Consider the following 18,968-nt stretch of genomic DNA (forward strand, 5'->3'; position numbering starts at 1 on the left):
GGCCAGGCATCAAGAACGCCCGTCCATAAGGGACAGGCGGCCGTACCGGGCAAAGACATCCGCAAGGACAGTCTGACGGCGGCACAGCGCTGGAAAATGTGACAGGCCGGATCATTCGGCCTTCGCGTGCTGCTGCCCGAAAGTCGACATGTCCACTTCTTACCCCCCTTTCATCGACGGACGACCGCCACGGTCGGTGTCGTCGGGTTGCCATAACAGCCCCGTAACGCCGTTCGGGCCGCCGGAGCCGGGCGAGCTTTCGCCGGCCGCGAGTCTGGAAGAGACGTTCCGAACCGAACGGGATCGCCTGCTGCGCTATCTCGGCAAGCGAGCAGGACATGAAGCGGCCCCCGATCTGGTCCAGGAAGTTTTCGCGCGCGCCGCTAGCAGCCAGCAGGCTTCACGGCTCGGCAATCCGGCCGCCTTCGTGAAACGCATCGCCCGCAATCTCCTGATCGACCGGGCGCGCCGCCGCGCGGCGAATGACGTGATCTTTTTTCCCCTGGATGAGCAACGTGACATGGCAACGCCCCCCAACCAGAGCTGGAGCATCGAGGCGGCGGACCTGTTGCGGCTCTATGAAGAAGCAGTCGACGGCCTGCCGGAAAAGACGCGGCGCGTGTTTCTGATGCACCGCGTCGAGGAACTGAGCTATCGACAGATCCATGACCATCTGGGGATCAGCATCGCGACCGTGGAATATCATATGATGAAGGCGTTGGCGCATATCGCCCGATCGGTGGATGCCGCACGATGAACGACAATGAGCGGCAGGCAGCCGGGCGCCGGGAGCAGATCGAGGAAAAGGCGATCGAATGGTTCGTGAAGATGCGCGGCGAAGACGTCGCCAGCCTTCGCAGCGCCTTCGAGGACTGGCTTGGCCAAACGTCCGAACATCAGCGCGCCTATGAATGGGCAGAGAATCATTTCGGGCAAGCAGAACGGCTGAAGGACTCCAGGCGCCTTAACCAATGGGGCTTATCCAGACCCAGGACATGGCTGGTGGCGAGCGCGGCGGTCGCGGCCGCGATTGCGCTTGTCGTCGTGCTGAGGCCCGCGGATGAGACCAAGCCCCCCGCCCCCGAACCGCATACCGCTCAGACGGATAATCCGCTGAAGACCGAGCCTGGCGAAATTCGGACCTACAGCCTGTCGGACGGGTCGAAGGTCACACTCGATGCCGACAGCCGCGTCGAGGTCGCCATGAACGAAGCGGAAAGGCGGCTTCGGCTGCGTCAGGGCAAGGCGCGCTTCGCGGTCGCCGCCGATCCGCGTCCGTTTGTGGTCGAAGCGGGGTCCGGCGCGGTCGAGGCGAGGCAGGCAGTGTTTGATGTCAGCTATGGCGATCGCGAGCAGGTGATGGTGCATCTGGTGTCGGGCCAGGCGGATATTCGTGCCATGGCGCAACCGGCCGTCTATACCGTGGTGGCCCGTCCGCTCCTTGCCGGGCAGCCTGTGCGTTATCCGGTCGAGACGTTCCGCCCGGAACCGGTGACCGATACCGGCACGGATCGCCGCGACTGGCCGGAAGGCTGGGTCGAATATCGCTCGGTGCCACTCGGCACGCTGATAGCGGACGCCAATCGCTATGCCGACCGGCCAATCATCATTGATGATGCCGGGACCGGCGATCTTCGCGCGTCGGGCCGATTCAGGCTCACCGATACCGAAACATTCGTGTCACGGATTGCCGAAGTGTTCGACCTCAAGGTTTCCCACAAGGCGGACGGCATTCACCTGCGGAGACGATAATTATTTCGCGGGGCGGCTAAGGTCGCCCCCTTCCCCGCGTCAACAGCCCCCCATGAGCGAGCCAATCGGGTTCGCCGTCCAGAACATCAGGGGCCATTATGACGGGGAAGCACGTTCGTTCGATTGCGATATTGTTGGCTGGCGCTGCCTGTGCGGCCGTACCGGCCGCATTGGCGCAGGATCGCGAGGCCCGGCAGTTCGACATGCCGGCACAGGATCTGGGCGACGCGCTTCGCATCGTTACCGCTGAGGCCGGATGGGAACTCTATGCATCCGCCGAGGATGTGAACGGCGTCATCGCTTCGCGCCTGCGGGGCAGATTGACCGCCCGCCAGGCGATCGAGCGCCTTCTCGCCGGCACCAATCTGCGCGCGCGCTTCACGAAGGGAGCGGTGATCATCCGGGGGCGATCGGTCGTGGCCGTAGCCAATGAAGATGGTGGCGAGGCAATCGTCGTAACGGGAACCCACATCCGGCGAAGCACGCCAACTACCCCGGTGATCCGCGCGTCGCGGGAGGCGATCGAGAAAAGCGGCCGCTCCAATCTTGGCGAATATATTCGTGATCTGCCGCAAAACTTTGGCGGTGGACAGAACCCGGGCATCGCGGGCGGCGGTGCTCAGGGCGGGAACGAGAATGTCGGCTCGACTTCTGCCTTGAATCTGCGCGGGCTTGGCCCCGACGCGACACTCACTCTCATCAATGGACATCGCGTCGCATATGATGGGGCCATTCAGGGCGTCGACATCTCGGCGATTCCGCTTGCCGCTCTCGATCGTATCGAAATCGTCGCAGATGGCTCTTCGGCGCTTTATGGGGCGGACGCCGTCGGTGGCGTAGCCAATGTTCTTCTGCGCAAGGACTATGAGGGACTATGGACGTCCGCGCGCGTAGCAGGAACCACTGACGGCGGTAACTTTCAGCAGGGATACAACCTCGTTTCAGGCGGCAAATGGCAGGACGGCGGCTTCATGGTCGCAGGCAACTATAACAGGTCGAGTACATTAAATGCGCGCGACCGCTCCTACACGCAAACCATAGACGGATCGACGAGCCTCATCCCGGCTCAGCAACAGATCAGCGGCGTGGTGAGCGGACATCAGCAATTATCTTCAGTGCTGACGTTCGAACTCGATGGCCAATATAGCCGCCGCACCAGCGACATGTCCTTTCCATCGACGCTGACATCGGACGCCCGGACCAACGGCACGCTCTTTCATATGGCCGTTGCGAGTTGGTCGATCACGCCGACCATGAAGCTCGATCTTCCCGGTGACTGGCGCATGGAACTTTCCGGAACCGTTGGGCGCAGCCGAACCGCCATCGCCTCACAAGCCTACACCGCCGGCACGCACGCGTCGACGACAGGTGGCTTCTACGACAATCGCATAAGAGCCGTTGAGGTACGAAGCGATGGAGCGCTGTTGACCTTGCCGGGCGGGAAACTCGGGCTAGCGGTTGGCGCTGGTTATCGCGCCTTCTCGCTTAGTGCCAGATCGACCATCACTGCGGCAGGTGCCACAACGAACCTCCTCAATATCGATCATCAGGAAGATGTCGCATTTGCCTATGGCGAATTGTCATTACCGATCTTTGACCAGGAGAATCGCATCTCTTTTGCCGATTTCCTTCAGATATCAGCTGCATTGCGTTATGAACGCTATGCAGGCCTCGCAAATGTGGCGTCACCAAAACTGGGGCTGATCTATCGGCCCATATCAGCGGTCACGATCAAAGGCGGCTGGGGCAAGTCCTTTAAAGCGCCGACCTTCTACCAACGCTATAAGGTCTATCAGGCTATCCTCATGCCCGCAGCGGTGCTGGGCGGCACCGGCGCCATCGCAAGCAGTCCGGTTCTCTACCTTGCTGGCGGGAATCCGGACCTGAAACCTGAGCGCTCTTCCAACTGGAATATTTCCATTGCCTATGAGCCGCCCTCGATCCCGGCGCTGAAACTGGAGGCGAATTATTTCGACATCCGCTATCGCAATCGCGTCGCAAACCCCATCACTTCGGTCTTAGGTCTCTTCAACAATCCCATCTACAGCACTCTGATCGAATTGAATCCGAGTGCCGCAACCCTCGATGCGCTGATTGCTCCAGCCGTGGGCGCTTTCGGTCTGCAAAATATCACGGGAAAACCATATGACCCGACAGCGGTCTATGCTGTAGTGGATGCCCGCTCGCAGAACACCGCCTACCAATCGATCGCAGGTGTGGATCTTTCCGCGCAGTATCGCTTCGATCTGCCGTCCGGAGACCGGATGCTACTGAATGCAGCAGGCAGTTACCTTGACAGCAAGCGCCGACTGATTGCCGGACAACCCACCACCCCCACCGCTGGCGTTATTTTCATGCCGCCGCATTGGCGCGCCCGAGGAGGCCTGTCCTGGGATAGCGATGATGCGTCATTATCTGTCTTCGTCAATTATATCGGTGGCGTCGAAGACAGGCGAGCCGAGCCGTTCGTCCATGTGGGGTCATTCACCTCAGTTGATTTTGCGGCCCACATCATTCTTCCCGAAACCCGGGGACTCATGAGCGGTGTGGAGTTCACGATCGCCGCAACCAATCTATTCAATGAGAAGCCGGCCACAATCCGCCAATCGGCCGCCATCGATCCGACCTATGACTCGACAAATTATTCTGCCGTCGGACGGACCCTGTCCTTTACGATCGCCAAGCGGTGGTGAGTATGCGCGCCATTCTCATAGGTCTCGCGGCAGCGGGAATCGCCGTGCCTGCCGTTTCAGCACAAACCACCGACAGGTGTAAGACACTCGACTGGCACCATGCACAACAAGCCTTGGGCGCACGCGCTCTGACTGCGCGTGATTTGGTAGGCCTGCGTGACATCGGCCCTGTCGGGGAAGACAACCCCGCATCGCATGTCATGTCGATATCCCCGGACAGGAGGTGGGTCGCCTTCCAACTTCGTCAGGCCGACCCGGACGCCAACGATTATTGTATTGGAATGGCGGTTCTCGCACTCGATGGCAGCCAAGAAGCACGGTTCGTCGATGTTGGCGGAGATTTGATACTGGCGCCCGATGGCGTGGAGACGGAGCCTGCAACTGCCATTGGTATACCCGCAACTATTACGCCACGATGGTCGCCGGATAACCGCTGGTTTGCATTCCTCAAGCGCGTCGATGGAGTTACTCGGGTCTGGCGCGCGGATCTGGAAGGACGGCGGAGCCTGCCCATCAGTCCGGAAGGGGTAAATGTTTCGGATTTCCGCATCGTCGATGCCCGGCGCGTGATTATCAAGGTTTCTTCCTTGCCCGAGGCGGTTGATGACGAAAGCCGAACCGGATTTCACTATGATGAACGGTTCGTGCCGATGCGCTCGAGTATCCCGATCCTCGCCAGGAACGAAGCCCGATACTGGGCTGTCAATATTGTGACCGGCGTTCAGCAGCACGCCTCGGGCGCTGACATCTCCCTTTTCCGCTCGCAGCCGATCCCGATCACAACATCGAAACGGCAATGCATGCTCTCGCGATCGCCGAAGGCCGAAGGCATTTTTGCAGCTACAAAGCTTGAGATGACTTGCGGGCATGAGCGTGTCGTTTGCGACAAATCGACATGTGAGAAGAGTTACGGCCCGCTTTGGACAGCCGGAAGTAAAGTCCGCTTCATGCGGCGCGAAGGCTGGGCACAGATGACGACCGCCGTCTATGAGTGGTCCCCTGAGACAGGCCGCGTTCAGCGCCTCTATGCGACAAATGCAATGCTTGCCGACTGTCAGCCCCGCAGTCCGGGCGAAATCCTCTGCTTACGAGAAATGTCGCTCCGTCCGCGACATCTCATCGCGTTGCAACTGCCGAGCGGACGAATTCGGGAAATCGCAGACCCCAACCCCGAATTTGCTCACCTGACGGTGGGAACGGTGGAACGAATGAGGCTGACCAGCAACATCGGCATCCCGGCGTTCGCCGACGTCGTGCTTCCCGTCAACTATCGCCTTGGCCAGCATTATCCGTTGATTGTCGTTCAATATCAATCGCGCGGATTCTTGCGGGGCGGTATCGGTGACGAGTTTCCAATTCAGCTGTTTGCGAACAATGGTTTTGTCGTCTTGAGCGTCCAACGGCCGCAACCGGCTGGAAGTTTGGGCACGCCGAAGGATGCTATCGACCTCGACCGCCTGAATCTCATCGACTTCGCTGATCGGCGCAACGTTCTTTCCGTCATCGAGCAGGGCGTGGATGCACTAGTCGCGCGAGGAGTCGTTAATCCCGGCCAGGTCGGGGTCACTGGCCTGAGCGACGGCTCATCGACAGTGCAGTTTGCAGCCCTCAATAGTAGCCGGTTCACGGCCGGAATTGCCAGCGGTTGCTGTTGGGAACCCGGCCAGACAGCTTGGCTTGGTCCGGCCTTTAGCACTCGCCTCGCAGCGATTGGCTGGCCCGATATATCTGTCGATGCGCCGTCATTCTGGAAGCGGATGTCGCTGACAAGGAATGCAAAAGACGTCCGCTTTCCCTTGCTTTTCAGCGCAACAGATGACGAATTCCGGATTGCTGTCGCAAGCTTTACCGCACTGCGGGAAGCAGGAAAGCCTACGGATCTCTTCGTCTTTCCGGGCGAATTCCACATTAAATGGCAGCCTGCGCACCGTCTCGCGGCCTATGAGCGCAGTCTCGACTGGTTCATGTTTTGGTTCTTTGGGGAAATGCCTTCCGATCCTCGCCGTCACGCCGAGGCGCAGCGCTGGTCAATGATGTCGAAAGCCCATTTGGGCGGGGACGATTGAGAGCCAATGGTTCGCCCATGCCTCGGTATCAAGGAACTGCAGGATACGCGTATAATCACGCCCTCGCATCAACTGCGCCTCGGTAAGCGCCGGCTCCAGCATGGTGCGACATATTATGCCCTCGCGGGCCAAATGGCCGTCGAGCAGCCTTTCACGAATTGCCGGGAGCTGCGCGCGCAGCAGCTTGAGGGCAAATCCATCCGGGCCACCTTTGAGACGGCGATCGAGGATAGTCGCTGGAAGATCCCTGGCAAAGGCCTTGCGTGCCCTGGCGCGATCGACGCCCCCTTCACAGGCGACCCAGGTGGGCGTCGCCAGCGTCATTTCGATGATAGGCTGTGACATGAGCGGATGCAGCGAGGCGAATTTCCAACGTCGGTCATGGCATTCAACATATGCGTGCGCCCGAACGATTGTAGCGACATGGGCATGTTTGCCCGGAAGACAGCCGGAAGGCGCTCGCAGCCATGGATGCTCAAAAGACCGACCGGCAAGTTCCACCGCCAAAGCGGTATCGAGGAACCGCAGGTCGACGGGCCAATCATATTTTGGTCCGGCTCGTTTAGGGACCCGCATAGCGGCGCGAAGCACCGCCCAACGCCCGGCGCCGGTGAGCCGGGAGATATCCCCCAATGTTCGCAGGCTGCCGTTGAACGGGCCGGTCGCCAGTAAATGATCAACAAATGGTCGTGCGGACCGCGTCAGGTTGAAGACATTGTCGCCGCCAACACCGGACATGAATGCATTCGCGCCAGTTACACGAATGGTGTCGGTCACAACGGCATCATAAGCTTGAAGCTGAGCCATGCCTCCAGGCCTAGGCAAATGCGAGAGGCTCGGCCGGTCGATATTCACGGCGTCAAATGCATATTGCCCTGCGATCAGTTGTATGCCCAGTGCCTCGCAAAGGGCTGCCGCGTAGCGCAATTCGTCACCGCGAAGGTCTGCCGTGGAGATTGTCAGTCCGGTAACAGAGGCGCCGTTATCCAGACTGCAAGCAAGGATTGACGAATCCAGTCCTCCCGAAACGCCCGCCATCACGGATCCGTACCGGGCTTGCCAAGCGCGAACACAGTCTATCGTTATCGCTCGCAGTGCGTCGCTTCCTTGATCGCGGGCATCGGCAAAATCCCATGGCGACCATAGCAGCCGGGGCGGGCCCATCGAGTCTTTCAGCGGAACCGCAGTAGCTGGAAGAATCTGTTCAACGCCAACCAGCGCAGTATTCGGCGTTGGGAAACCGTTCGTGTAGTAAAACCACGCAACCTCCGGCCATGAAATTCGCGGAGCATAAAGCCCTACCTCCACGAGCAGTGGCAGGTCCGACGTCAAATAGTAACCTTCCGGGCAATCAATACGATATGCGGGCAAGATACCCGACGGATCGCGAAAGAATTCCAGGCCGAAAACAGACGATCGAAGCGCGACATATCCTCCCCAATATGCCCGCACGAGCGTGTCCAAATCTACGGCGTGAGGGGCAACCCGCCCTGCAAAGATCGGTTTGGATCGGGTGTGCTTTTCGAATAGGTCGCCAACGATGATTCCGCCTTCATCCGCAAATTTCGCCCAGCGATCGGGATGGTTGAGATACACCCAGCATCGGCATCCCCCTTCGACGCGCTGAAAGCCGGCATTGACCATCTTGGCATCCAAATCGACGGGATAGGTCTGGCCATCCCGCGGCACGGCGATGAGATATCGCAGGCCCATCAGATGATGGCATGGATTGGCGTGAACAGGCTCACGCGCTCGAGGCTGTCACTGGTGACACGGGGTCCCGACTGCACCCAACAGTGGGCCGCGAAAGGGTCGATTTTAACTCCGATCACAAGAGAGGCGTTGTGACCTCGCTTTAAGGCCATGCGGCGGAACGCCAAAGAACGCGGGAGGCATTGGTCCACTTCACCGTAGAGCGTTGCAATTTGCTCGAACGCGCCCCTTAGCCGGCCCCAATCCTCATCATTCGCGGTGGTTCGTTCGGCTGGTCGTTGAGCAGCCTCATCGGCGAGCAAGTTTCGGAATGCCTGCCGACGCAAACGACGTCTCGCCTGTGCCTGTGCCAGAAACGCGCCGATTGACCAAAACCGACAGGGTAATGGCGATACCTCGCTTGTTGGCGCAGCCAATCCGCTCAACGCGCGAATTGCAGGCGGTCCAGGCTCAATAACACCCAGGGCGGAAAGTCGCTCTATATCGGAACGGCGGACATTCTCGTCTCTACCAATCAGGGCTGCAAAGGGCTCACAAAGGTCAACCGGCAAGGTCGAATATCGACGCGTATCGATATCGAGAAAGATCGGACGTCCTTCGCACGAGCAATAGGACAGTTCGGAGCGGACTCGGTAAGCCATGACATATGCGAGGCGTACGCGGCCGACGGCCACGCACGCCCATTCGCAGTCAATCGTCAGAAATGCCGACGGGACGCTGCAGCGAGGTCGCGCTGTCGAGCACGATGCCATCGGGCCCTTTGGTCTCGACGATCACATCACCGAGATCGATGAGTTCTTCACTCGAATGATTATACTGTGTCATGCTGACTTCCTTCCTTTTTCGCGACTCCTGGTAGCCGCGCTGGAAGTCTATGCAGGGTGAAAGTGCAGCGATATTTTATAATCTGATTATAATCGCTGTGGTTGGCCGATAGACAAACGACCGAGCGGTGAGTAACGCGCGTTGGGAGCGAGCACCGGCACCTTTAGCGTGAGCCTGGACATGCGCGCCGGAACCCGGTCGTTTGTCCCGCACAGCAGCGGACCGCCATTCTTTCGCAACTGCAGCAAGATAACAAGTGCAATCGCCTCCAGTTTTGCTCCATCAGCGGCGGCGCCCCCCTCGCGACCGCACAAATCCCCGGTCGCTTGCAATGAACCGCTCCAGCATCGGCACGATCAACCGCTCGGGAGGAAGCGGATCGCTGAGGCCGGTCTCCTTGCCATGCGCTTTCGCATAATCGGACAGGTCGCGATAAAGGCTGCCGGGCAATTCGACGGTGAGTTTTACCGGCTTTTCCTCGATGATCGGTCCCAGACGCAGCTTGCTCATGGCCGTCCTCCTTGCATCGGTTCAAGGACGAGATCGCGCGATACGACGATCCGAACCACATGGCCCGGCCGAACTGTCAGAGTCGGCGGGACCTTGATCTGGCGCTGCACCACCTGACGGCCTGTCTGGTTGATCGTGTCCTGGGTGCCATAGCGCAGCGCCCGGACAAGATCGTCGTCATTGTCGGCGGCGAGCTGCGTCCCGACACCGAGCAGCGTGGAGATGAGCGCGGCTTTAAGCATATTGCCCCAGTGATAGTTCACGCCATCGCGAAGGCCTGCCATGCCGGACGCATCTGCGCCCGGCTGGCGATCGAGCAGGATCGAGCGTCCGCCCGGCAGGATGAGCCGGTCCCAGGCAAGCAGTACCCGGCTCTGGCCGGCGGAGACCTCGCTGTCATATTCTCCGATCAGCCGCGAGCCCTGCGGAATGAGCAATATGCGCCCTGTCGGGCTGTCATAGACATTCTGCGTCACCTGCGCGGTGATCTGACCCGGTAGATCGGACTGGATACCGGTGATGAGCGCGGCCGGAATGATACTGCCCGCCTGCAGGATGTTCGGCGAGACCGGCGCCACGATGCGCGCATTGCTGACCGTCGTGCGATCGGCCGCCACGGTCATGAATCCACGTTTGCCATCGGCGGTCGCCGCCGGCCCCGCGACAATGTCCGGCCGCGGCGCCGCCAGTACCGGCTGAGCAGGCACTGCGTCGGCGCTTCCACTATTCGTCGCCTCGCCAAGAAACAGCCGGCTGGTGCGGGCTGTATCCCGCTCCTGCACGATGCGTTGGCGTGCCTGTTCCCGTGCGGCGATCCGTGGATCGGTGGCCTGCCCCGCTTGCTGCCCCATGGGCGGCACCGGCACGGACCGGCCGTTTTGCTGTGCGGAGAGGATCGGACGGCCCAGGTCGCCGGGCATAGGCTGGCCGAGTTGCGGCACCTTGTCATAGCTGTCCGGCGCGGCAGTCACTTTGTCGGCCTTGTTACGGCTTTCCGTCTCGATAAGGTTCGGGGCTGCGGAATGCTGTGTGGGCGCAAGCGCATAGATCAGCGCCCCCCCGATGCTGAGGCAGGCGACCGCACCGATCGATGCCAGCGCCTTGCGCGAAAGACGCATGACCGATGGCGGATCACCGCGAAGCCTGAACGCGCGGGGATCATGGACCTGCGACGCGGCGATATCGGATGCTGGCGCGGCTTCCTGACCGGCGGCCGTTACGCGATCCGGCGCCTCCGTATCATCGGCAGTCACCGCGGCGGCCTTTTCAGGCCCTTGCGTTCCGGAGCTGTTCATGACCGGCCCTTCCGGCGACGATCCTCGCGCTCGATGCTGACCCTCGCCATGCGCCGGCCGGATGCGAGCCGCAGCTCGGCGCGGGAGAAAAGCCGGTCGACGATCATGTAGCGGCCGGCGACACGATAGTTTACCAACTCCGTGTCGCCCGTGTCACCCGTCACGAACAGCGGCGGCATGTCGGTCCGCGCCACCCCTTCAGCAAACTCGATATAGATCTGGCGGCCATCATCGAACACGCGCACCGGTCGCCAGTCGGGACGATCTCCGCCGATCCGATAGCGAAAATCGAGCGAAGCGACATCGATGCCGGAGGCGAGCGGCATGTCGCGCGCCCGTTCCGCCTGCGCGGCGCGCAGCGCGATGAGCTGGTCGTGCGGATAGGTCCAGGAGACCGAGGCCATCCAGGTCGAGGGTGTTGCGCGCAGCTCGACATGATAGGTGCGCCGGTCGGTGTTGATGATCAGGTTCGTGGATATGTCGGGCCGGGTGGGCTTCACGAGGATATGCACGCGCGCCGTCGGACCGGCCCCGCTCACCGTGTCTCCGATGATCCAGCGCACGGTGTCACCGGCTGCAACCGGCCCGGAGCCAACAAGCTGCTCGCCTTCCTGAAGCGTGATGTCGGTCACCTGGCCGGGCGCTGTATAAACCTGATAGAGCGCGCCGCTTTCCCAAGGATATTGCTGGATCGCGTTGAGGAAGCCGTCACGAACGGGCTGCACGCGGGCGGCGTCATTGGCCGCCCCGACGCGGCGACGCGGATCGGCTGGCTCGGGCGGTAATGCGCTGTCCCGGACCAGCTTTAACTGACCGGGAAGTGGCAGACGTCGCGGAATCTCCACGATCTGGACGGCAGGCTCTGGTTCGGCGGCGGGCGTCGCGGCGACCTCGGGGGGCGCCTGGTTTGCAGGCGGCATCGCCGAGCTGGTCGCGCACGCGCCGAGTGACGCAGTGGAGATAAGCAAGGCCGGCACGACCTTGCGAAGCGGACTATGTCTCATTGGGCCAGTTCCTTCGACCAGTTGAGGGCATTGACGAACACGCCCAGCGGATTCTTGCGCAGGGCGTCGGGCGTGCGCGGCGTCTGCACGGTGACGGTCAGAATGGCCGACCAGCGGGATGTCTCGGCCAGCGCGCCGTCCTGATAGCGGCGTTCGGTCCAGGACAGGCGGAAGCTGTCATTCGACGCCCGGATCACGCTCGACACATCGACCGCGATCTGCACCTTCCCGACCTGCGCGAACGGATCGTTGTTCCGCGCATAGTCATTGAGGGCGAGCGCGCCCTTGTCGGTGGTGAAGTCGTAGGCGCGTAGCCAGTTCTCGCGCAGCACGATGGGATCGGCCGGGATCAAGCGTACATTCTCGATGAACCGCGCAAGGTGGAAAGCGATCTGCGGATCGGTCGGGCGATACTCGGCTTCGGCAGGCGCGACGGCCCGGGCCTCGCCCAGCTTGTCGACCTCGACCACCCAGGGGGTGATGTGTCCTCGCGCCGACTGCCAGACGAGACCGGCCGACAGGCCGCCCGAAAGAGCAAGCGCACCCAGACAAGCGAGCCGCCAGTTCTTCGCGGCCACGCGCGCCGAGCCGATGCGATCGTCCCAGACCTGGGCCGCGCGCTGATAGGGAGTTACGGGCTCGGGCGATTGCCCATAGTGGATGGAGGGGCGTCGAAACATGGCTCGTCCTTTTCTGATGTCAGCTCTTGTCGGAGACGTCGGGGCCGCTGCCACCGCCGTGGCTGTCGCCGCCCTTGAGCGTGTGGGTCGCCATGGTCGCGCCCTGGGTCATGGCCTGGCGATGCTTCATGGCCTTGGCCCAGGCCGGCGGCCCATCGGCCGCCGGAGCGGTGGGACCGCCGGATTGGGCTGACGTAGCGGGAGTCGCTGTCGCCGGACCTTGCGGCGCCACACCGAAGCCGGAGCGCGCGCCGCTGCGGAAATTCGACTGGAACGCCTGCCCTGCCTTTTCTGCCATCTTGCGCAACGGCGAAGCCGCGGCCTTGCCGGCGCCGCTCAGTGTGGTTTGCCCGACAGCAGCCATGCCGCCCGCGACGGCGCTGGCGCCGCTCTTGCCCAGCGCGCCCATGCTGTAGGCGGCGGCTGCGCTGCCACCGGCATGCATACCGGCATTGGCAGCGCCAGCGGCCATCCTGCCGCCTGTGGCAACGGAGGAACCGACCGCGCCGGCTGCCAGCTTTGCGCCCGCGGCGCCGCCGGCCAGCGAGGCCCCGGCAAGCAGTGCTGTTCCGGCTACGCCGCCTGCGCCAAGCTGGGGACCGCCGGAGACGATGCCGTTGGCGATACCGGGACCGAAGATGCCGAGACCGAGCAGGGTCAGCGCCGCGAGCGCGATCGCCATGACTTGTTCGATATCGGGTTCGGCGCCAACACCGGCATTGATGAACTGGGTAAAGAGCGTCGTGCCAATGCCGGTGATGACCGCAAGGACGAGCACCTTGATACCCGATGAGATCACATGCCCCAGCACCTTCTCGGCCATGAAGGCGGTGCGATTGAAGAAAGCGAAGGGAAGCAGAACGAAGCCGGCCAGCGTCACCAGCTTGAACTCGATGATGGTGACGAACACCTGGATGGCGAGGACGAAGAAAGCCAGCACCACGATCAACCAAGCGACCAGCAAGATCACGATCTGCGGGAAATTGGTGAACAGGCCGACCGGCCCGACCAGATCCTCGGTTGCATCGAGGAGCGGCGCCCCAGCGTCGAGACCGGTAGCCGCGACCGTGCCGGGCTTCATGAAATCGGCGAGCGCCATGCCGCCGCCCGACGCCTTGAGACCGAGCCCGGCAAAGCTGTCGAACAATATGGTCGCCAGCGAGGAGAAGTTGCCGATGATATAGGCGAAAGTGCCGATATAGAGGGTCTTCTTCACCAGACGGGCAAGCACATCCTCGTCGGCGCCCCAGGCCGAGAACAGGGCAGCAATGGTCACGTCGATGACGATCAGCGTCGATGAGAGGAAGGCGACTTCACCGCCCAGCAGCCCGAAGCCGCTGTCGATATAGCCGGTGAAGACGCCCAGGAATGTGTCAATGACCCCCGTATCCTTCACAGCCGTTCCTCCTGGCGATAGAAGCGGCGGCGCCGTTCCTCCCATGCCGCCTCACAGCCGCCGTCAGGCATCGTCAGCGTGCGGCAGCGGCGTAGATCATGGGCCAGCGGATCAGCGTCGCTCTCGCCCACCGGGACGGTGACCGGCTCGAATCGGCGCTCTTCGCGCATCGTCATCGCGACGGTGAGCGTCATGAGCAGGCCGCCCAGCGCGCCGGCCGCCGCGATCTTCGCCGTGCGGCTCATGTCAGTTCTTGCCCCGGAAGCGGCGGAACCGTTCGCGGCCTTCGGCCTCGATCGCGGCGGCGCGGGCGGCATCGAGCGCCTGCGCCCGCCCCTGTGCCGCAAGCGCGGCGGTGAGATCGGCGAGTTGCTGCGACTGAAGCGCGAGAAGCTGATTGCCGGCCTGGGCCGCCTGAAGTGCGCCGCTCGCCGACTGGCTGGCGCCGACCAGCGTGTCGACGGAGGTGCGCGTGCCGCCTAGATTGCCGACCACGCCCGCCTGGACGCGCAGCGCATCTTCCAGTGCGCCGACGCTATCCTCCCAGCGGGCATTGGCATTGGCGACCATCTGGGCGTGGTCACCAGTAAGAGCGCGCCCCTTGTATCGGCCCTCGAACGCACCCTGAATGCTCTGCACATCATAGGCGATGCGCTGGGCCTCGCTCAGCAATTGGCGGGTCTGATCGACTTGGCTCTGAAGGGTAGAAAGCGTCGAGACCGGCAGACTGGCGAGGTTCTTCGCTTCGTTGATGAGGCTGGTGGCCTGGTTCTGGATTTGCGTGATCTGATTGTTGATCTGTTGCAGCGCGCGGGAGGCCTGAAGCACGTTCGAGGCATAGTTGGTGGGATCATAGACGATCCCGCCGAACTGTGCGTGCGCCGGCGCCGCGATCATCGTGCCGGCGGCCAGGCCGGTCGCGAGCGCCGCCGCCACCATGAAGCGGCGGAGGAAAGAGGTCTTCATGCTGGGGACTCCTCGGAATCGAGCGGGAGCAGCGGCTCGTCGCTCGAATAGGTTGCTGTCAGCGGATCAGGTTCGGGCAGCAGGTCGGCGGCCCAGTGGAGCCCGCGGTCTCGCAGCCAATGGGCGGCGAACGCCTGTATCCCACGCTCGGCGATCAGTTCATTGATGCGGAGCTGATCGGCCTTGGACGATGCGGCGGTGAAAGCGAGCGCAACTTCGCCAAGGCCCAGTTCGAACAGCCGGTTGCCGCGCCGCGACTGGCAATAATAGTCACGCTTGGGGGTTGCCCGGCTCAGGATAGCGATCTGCTGATCGTTAAGCCCGAAGCGCGCGTAGATGGCGGCGATCTGCGGCTCGGCGGCGCGTTCATTCGGCAGGAAGATGCGCGTCGGGCAGCTTTCGATGATGGCCGGCGCGATCGGGGACGTCTCGATGTCGGCCAGGCTCTGGGTCGCGAAGATGACGCTGGCATTCTTCTTGCGCAGCGTCTTGAGCCATTCGCGCAATTGCGCGGCAAAGGCGGGACTGTCGAGCACCAGCCAGCCCTCGTCGATGATGATGAGGGTCGGCCGCCCGTCCAGCCGCCCCTCGATCCGATGAAACAGATAGGCAAGAACGGGTGCAGCTGAGGCAGCGCCCACCAGCCCCTCCGTCTCGAATGCCTGTACGGACGCCGCGCCCAGATGCTCGGTTTCGGCGTCGAGCAGCCGACCCCACGGTCCGCCGACGCAATAGGGGGCGAGCGCCTGCTTCAGCTCCTGGCTTTGCAGCAACACGGCGAGACCGGTCAGCGTCCGTTCGGCGGGCGGCGCAGAAGCCAGCGAGCCGAGCGCCGTCCACAGATGCTCCTTGGCGGTCGGGTCGATCGCAACGCCCTCGCCGCCAAGGATGGCCGCGAGCCATTCGGCGGCCCAGGCCCGTTCCCCGGCATCGTCGATCCGCGCCAGTGGCTGCAGGGCGACGCCATTACCGCCATCCCGGTCATGCAGCGCGCCGCCCAGATCCTGCCATTCACCGCCCATGCCGAGCGCAGCGGCGCGGATCGAACCGCCGAAATCGAAGGCGAAGATCTGATTGTCGCGATAGCGCCGGAATTGCATCGCCATTATGCCAAGCAGCACGGATTTGCCGGCACCGGTCGGCCCGACGATCAGCGTATGACCGACATCGCCGACATGAAGGGTAAGGCGGAACGGGGTCGAGCCTTCGGTCTTGCCGTACAGCAAGGGGGCGTCACCGAAATGCTCGTCCCGTTCCGCCCCCGCCCACACCGCTGACAGGGGGATCAGGTGGGCGAGATTGAGCGTGGAAACGGGGGGCTGGCGGACATTGGCGTAAACATGGCCGGGCAAGGAACCGAGCCAGGCCTCGATCGCGTTCATGCCCTCGACCGTGCAGGTGAAGTCGCGGCCCTGGATGACCTTCTCGACCAGCCGCAGCTTCTCGGCCGCCAGCGCCGGGTCGCGGTCCCAGACGGTGACCGTCGCGGTCACATAGGCGACGCCCGAATGATCGGCGCCTAGTTCCTGCAATGCCAGGTCGGCATCCGCCGCCTTGTTGGACGCGTCGGTATCGGTCAACACCGAGGCTTCGTTGGTCATCACCTCCTTGAGGATCGCGGCGACCGACTTCCTCTTGGCGAACCATTGCCGCCGTATGCGGGTCAGCAGCTTCGTCGCGTCCGTCTTGTCGAGCATGATCGCTCGGGTCGACCAGCGATAGGGGAAGGCTAGCCGGTTCAGTTCATCGAGCAGGCCCGGAAAGGTCGCGGTCGGAAAACCGGTAATGGTGAGCGTGCGCAGATGATGGTCGCCCAGCTTCGGCTCGAGCCCGCCGGTCAGGCCTTCATCCGTGAGCAGCGCATCGAGATAGCAGGGCGTCTCGGGCACGCGCACGCGCTGCCGCTTGGTCGATACGCAGCTATGCAGATAAGTGAGTGTCTCGCCGTCATCGAGCCAGCGCGCCTCGGGCATGAAACCTTCGACCAGATGCAGCACGCGATTGGTGCGGTCGATGAACGTTCCGAGCAGTTCGTGGGGATCGACGCCTTTTCCCGAACGGCCTTCATAGAGCCAGGTCTCGGCGCGCGCGGCCTCTTCGGCGGGTGGCATCCAGAGCAGGGTCAGATAGTAACCGCTCTCGAAATGGCTGCCTTCCTCGCGGAACTGTTCGCGCCGTTCCATATCGACCAGCGCGGAAACGGGATCGGGAAAGTCGGAGTTTGGATAATCCTGCGCGGGCACGCGTTGGGCTTCGACGAACACGGCCCAGCCGGAGCCCAAACGTCGCAGCGCATTGTTCAGGCGCGCGGCCACCGACACCAGTTCGGATGCCGTGGCGCTATCGAGATCGGGGCCGCGAAAGCGTGCCGAACGCTGAAAGGATCCATCCTTGTTCAGCACCACGCCGGGTCCGACGAGCGCAACCCAGGACAAGAAGTCGGCGAGGCACGACGCGCGGCTGCGATATTCGGCAAGGTTCATCATGGCCGCATCCAGACCGGATATTTGAGGTGACGGCGGGCGACATCGACGAACTGGGGATCTCGCCGGGCGGCCCAGACCGCCAGCACATGGCCGAGCGCCCAGAGCAGCAGCCCAACGAGCCAGAGGCGCAAGCCGAGGCCGACGGCGCCGGCGAGCGTGCCGTTGACGATGGCGAGACTGCGCGGCGCGCCGCCCAGCAGGATGGGTTCGCTCAGCGCCCGGTGGACCGACGCGTAGAAGCCGGGGATGTCGTCCGACGCGTTCATCAGACCAGTGCCCCGCCGCCGAAGCTGAAGAAGGTCAGGAAGAAGGAGCTGGCCGCGAAGGCGATCGAGAGGCCGAACACGATCTGGATCAGCCGCCGGAACCCGCCCGACGTATCACCGAAGGCAAGGCTGAGGCCGGTCACGATGATGACGATCACCGCGATGATCTTGGCCACCGGACCTTCGATCGATTCGAGGATCGACTGAAGAGGTGCTTCCCAGGGCATGGACGAGCCGCCGGCATGGGCCGGAACGGCGGTCATCAGCGTGACGAACGTGGCGGAGGCGAGCAAGGCGACGCGATGCGTGCCACGCCGAAGGGCAGGGCTCATGGGATTTCTCCTTGGGGAATAGAGGGAGTGACGAGGCGATAGTCGCCAGACACGGGGTCGAGCCCGTCGACCCGCGCAAGTTCGGCGAGCCGGCGGCCGTGACCATCGCGAACCAGGACGGCGACGAGGTTGATGGTCTCGGCGATGAGCGCACGCGGTACGGTCACCACCGCTTCCTGGATGAGCTGCTCCATGCGGCGGAGCGTGCCCAGCGCGCTACCGGCGTGGATAGTACCGACACCACCGGGATGGCCGGTGCCCCAGGCCTTGAGGAGATCGAGCGCTTCGGCGCCCCGCACCTCACCTATCGGGATACGGTCTGGACGCAGCCGCAGCGAGGAGCGGACGAGATCGGAGAGCGAGGCGACACCGTCCTTGGTGCGCATCGCGACGAGATTGGGCGCGGCGCATTGCAACTCGCGCGTATCCTCGATCAGCACCACCCGATCGCCCGACTGCGCCACCTCGGCGAGCAACGCGTTGGTGAGCGTGGTCTTGCCGGTCCCCGTGCCGCCGGCGACGAGGATGTTCAGTCGAGACGCAACGCCGGCGCGCAGTATCTCGGCTTCGCCGGGCGACATGATCCCGGCCGTCACATAGTCCGCCAGCGTGAAGACCGCGACGGCGGGCTTCCGGATGGCAAAGGCCGGTGCGGTCACGACTGGCGGCAGCAATCCTTCGAAGCGTTCGCCGGTCTCGGGCAGTTCGGCGGAGACGCGCGGCGAGCCGGCATGGACTTCAGCACCGACATGATGGGCGACAAGGCGGATGATCCGTTCCGCGTCGGCGGGGGCCAGGCGCCGTCCGGTATCGGCAAGGCCGGTGCCCAGCCGGTCCACCCACAGGCAACCATCCGGATTGAGCATGACTTCGACCACAAGGGGGTCGGTCAGCCAGTGGCCCACCATTGGGCCGATGGCGGTGCGCAGCATCCGGGCGCCCCGCGATCTTGCTTCCGTATCGGCCCAACTGGATGCCATGATG

18 protein-coding genes are annotated in these 18,968 nt (G+C 62.9%); 4 read left to right on the forward strand and 14 right to left on the reverse strand.

Features of this window, described 5'->3' with window-relative positions:
• Nucleotides 1-148 precede the first annotated feature (148 nt).
• From BRX37_RS03570 to BRX37_RS03585, 4 genes are all read left to right on the forward strand, one after another.
• Complete coding sequence (locus BRX37_RS03570) at nucleotides 149-757, forward strand: RNA polymerase sigma factor (RefSeq protein WP_206434104.1); 609 nt, start codon at nucleotides 149-151, stop codon at nucleotides 755-757.
• On the forward strand, nucleotides 754-1,752 hold the full coding sequence (locus BRX37_RS03575; protein WP_125985541.1) for a FecR family protein: 999 nt from the start codon (nucleotides 754-756) through the stop codon (nucleotides 1,750-1,752). Before BRX37_RS03570 ends, BRX37_RS03575 begins: the two co-directional genes overlap by 4 nt.
• A gap of 98 nt (nucleotides 1,753-1,850) precedes the next feature.
• The gene (locus tag BRX37_RS03580; protein ID WP_125985542.1) at nucleotides 1,851-4,445 is read left to right on the forward strand and encodes a TonB-dependent receptor; all 2,595 of its coding nucleotides are present in this window, start codon (nucleotides 1,851-1,853) and stop codon (nucleotides 4,443-4,445) included.
• A 2-nt stretch (nucleotides 4,446-4,447) separates the two neighbouring features.
• Nucleotides 4,448-6,511: an Atxe2 family lasso peptide isopeptidase gene (locus tag BRX37_RS03585; protein WP_125985543.1), complete on the forward strand. Its 2,064-nt coding sequence runs from the start codon at nucleotides 4,448-4,450 to the stop codon at nucleotides 6,509-6,511.
• Here the strand turns inward: BRX37_RS03585 and BRX37_RS03590 are convergent.
• The 14 genes from BRX37_RS03590 to trbB all read right to left on the reverse strand — a co-directional run bounded on the left by BRX37_RS03590 (nucleotide 6,473) and on the right by trbB (nucleotide 18,916).
• Entirely contained in the window at nucleotides 6,473-8,224 is a 1,752-nt protein-coding gene (locus BRX37_RS03590; RefSeq protein WP_125985544.1) for an asparagine synthase-related protein, read from the reverse strand. The genes BRX37_RS03585 and BRX37_RS03590 overlap by 39 nt on opposite strands.
• On the reverse strand, nucleotides 8,224-8,865 hold the full coding sequence (locus BRX37_RS03595) for a lasso peptide biosynthesis B2 protein (RefSeq protein WP_164522398.1): 642 nt from the start codon (nucleotides 8,863-8,865) through the stop codon (nucleotides 8,224-8,226). The genes BRX37_RS03590 and BRX37_RS03595 overlap by 1 nt, the downstream gene beginning before the upstream one ends.
• Nucleotides 8,866-8,914: 49 nt before the next feature.
• The gene (locus BRX37_RS03600; RefSeq protein ID WP_125985546.1) at nucleotides 8,915-9,049 is read right to left on the reverse strand and encodes a benenodin family lasso peptide; all 135 of its coding nucleotides are present in this window, start codon (nucleotides 9,047-9,049) and stop codon (nucleotides 8,915-8,917) included.
• Between the two features lie 282 nt (nucleotides 9,050-9,331).
• On the reverse strand, nucleotides 9,332-9,559 hold the full coding sequence (locus BRX37_RS03605; protein WP_125985547.1) for a DUF2274 domain-containing protein: 228 nt from the start codon (nucleotides 9,557-9,559) through the stop codon (nucleotides 9,332-9,334).
• On the reverse strand, nucleotides 9,556-10,854 hold the full coding sequence (locus tag BRX37_RS03610; protein WP_125985548.1) for a TraB/TrbI/VirB10 family type IV secretion system protein: 1,299 nt from the start codon (nucleotides 10,852-10,854) through the stop codon (nucleotides 9,556-9,558). The genes BRX37_RS03605 and BRX37_RS03610 overlap by 4 nt, the downstream gene beginning before the upstream one ends.
• A complete protein-coding gene (trbG, locus tag BRX37_RS03615) occupies nucleotides 10,851-11,858 on the reverse strand; it encodes a P-type conjugative transfer protein TrbG (RefSeq protein ID WP_125985549.1) in 1,008 nt (335 codons plus the stop codon). The genes BRX37_RS03610 and trbG overlap by 4 nt, the downstream gene beginning before the upstream one ends.
• Complete coding sequence (trbF, locus tag BRX37_RS03620) at nucleotides 11,855-12,538, reverse strand: conjugal transfer protein TrbF (RefSeq protein ID WP_125985550.1); 684 nt, start codon at nucleotides 12,536-12,538, stop codon at nucleotides 11,855-11,857. Before trbF ends, trbG begins: the two co-directional genes overlap by 4 nt.
• 19 nt (nucleotides 12,539-12,557) lie before the next feature.
• Nucleotides 12,558-13,934, reverse strand: a complete 1,377-nt coding sequence (gene trbL / locus BRX37_RS03625; protein WP_125985551.1) for a P-type conjugative transfer protein TrbL — start codon at nucleotides 13,932-13,934, stop codon at nucleotides 12,558-12,560.
• Entirely contained in the window at nucleotides 13,931-14,179 is a 249-nt protein-coding gene (trbK-alt, locus tag BRX37_RS03630) for a putative entry exclusion protein TrbK-alt (protein ID WP_125985552.1), read from the reverse strand. The genes trbL and trbK-alt overlap by 4 nt, the downstream gene beginning before the upstream one ends.
• A 1-nt stretch (nucleotide 14,180) precedes the next feature.
• Nucleotides 14,181-14,900 carry a P-type conjugative transfer protein TrbJ gene (trbJ, locus tag BRX37_RS03635; RefSeq protein ID WP_125985553.1) on the reverse strand — a complete coding sequence of 240 codons (720 nt, stop codon included), beginning with the start codon at nucleotides 14,898-14,900 and terminating at the stop codon, nucleotides 14,181-14,183.
• Complete coding sequence (trbE, locus tag BRX37_RS03640; protein WP_125985554.1) at nucleotides 14,897-17,386, reverse strand: conjugal transfer protein TrbE; 2,490 nt, start codon at nucleotides 17,384-17,386, stop codon at nucleotides 14,897-14,899. The genes trbJ and trbE overlap by 4 nt, the downstream gene beginning before the upstream one ends.
• Entirely contained in the window at nucleotides 17,383-17,652 is a 270-nt protein-coding gene (locus BRX37_RS03645) for a VirB3 family type IV secretion system protein (protein ID WP_125985555.1), read from the reverse strand. The genes trbE and BRX37_RS03645 overlap by 4 nt, the downstream gene beginning before the upstream one ends.
• Complete coding sequence (locus BRX37_RS03650) at nucleotides 17,652-17,984, reverse strand: TrbC/VirB2 family type IV secretion system protein (RefSeq protein WP_125985556.1); 333 nt, start codon at nucleotides 17,982-17,984, stop codon at nucleotides 17,652-17,654. Before BRX37_RS03650 ends, BRX37_RS03645 begins: the two co-directional genes overlap by 1 nt.
• On the reverse strand, nucleotides 17,981-18,916 hold the full coding sequence (gene trbB / locus BRX37_RS03655; protein ID WP_206434110.1) for a P-type conjugative transfer ATPase TrbB: 936 nt from the start codon (nucleotides 18,914-18,916) through the stop codon (nucleotides 17,981-17,983). The genes BRX37_RS03650 and trbB overlap by 4 nt, the downstream gene beginning before the upstream one ends.
• Nucleotides 18,917-18,968: the final 52 nt, after the last annotated feature.

This window comes from Sphingomonas sp. S-NIH.Pt3_0716, assembly GCF_003950715.1.
GTDB classification, from domain to species: Bacteria; Pseudomonadota; Alphaproteobacteria; order Sphingomonadales; family Sphingomonadaceae; genus Sphingobium; species Sphingobium yanoikuyae_A.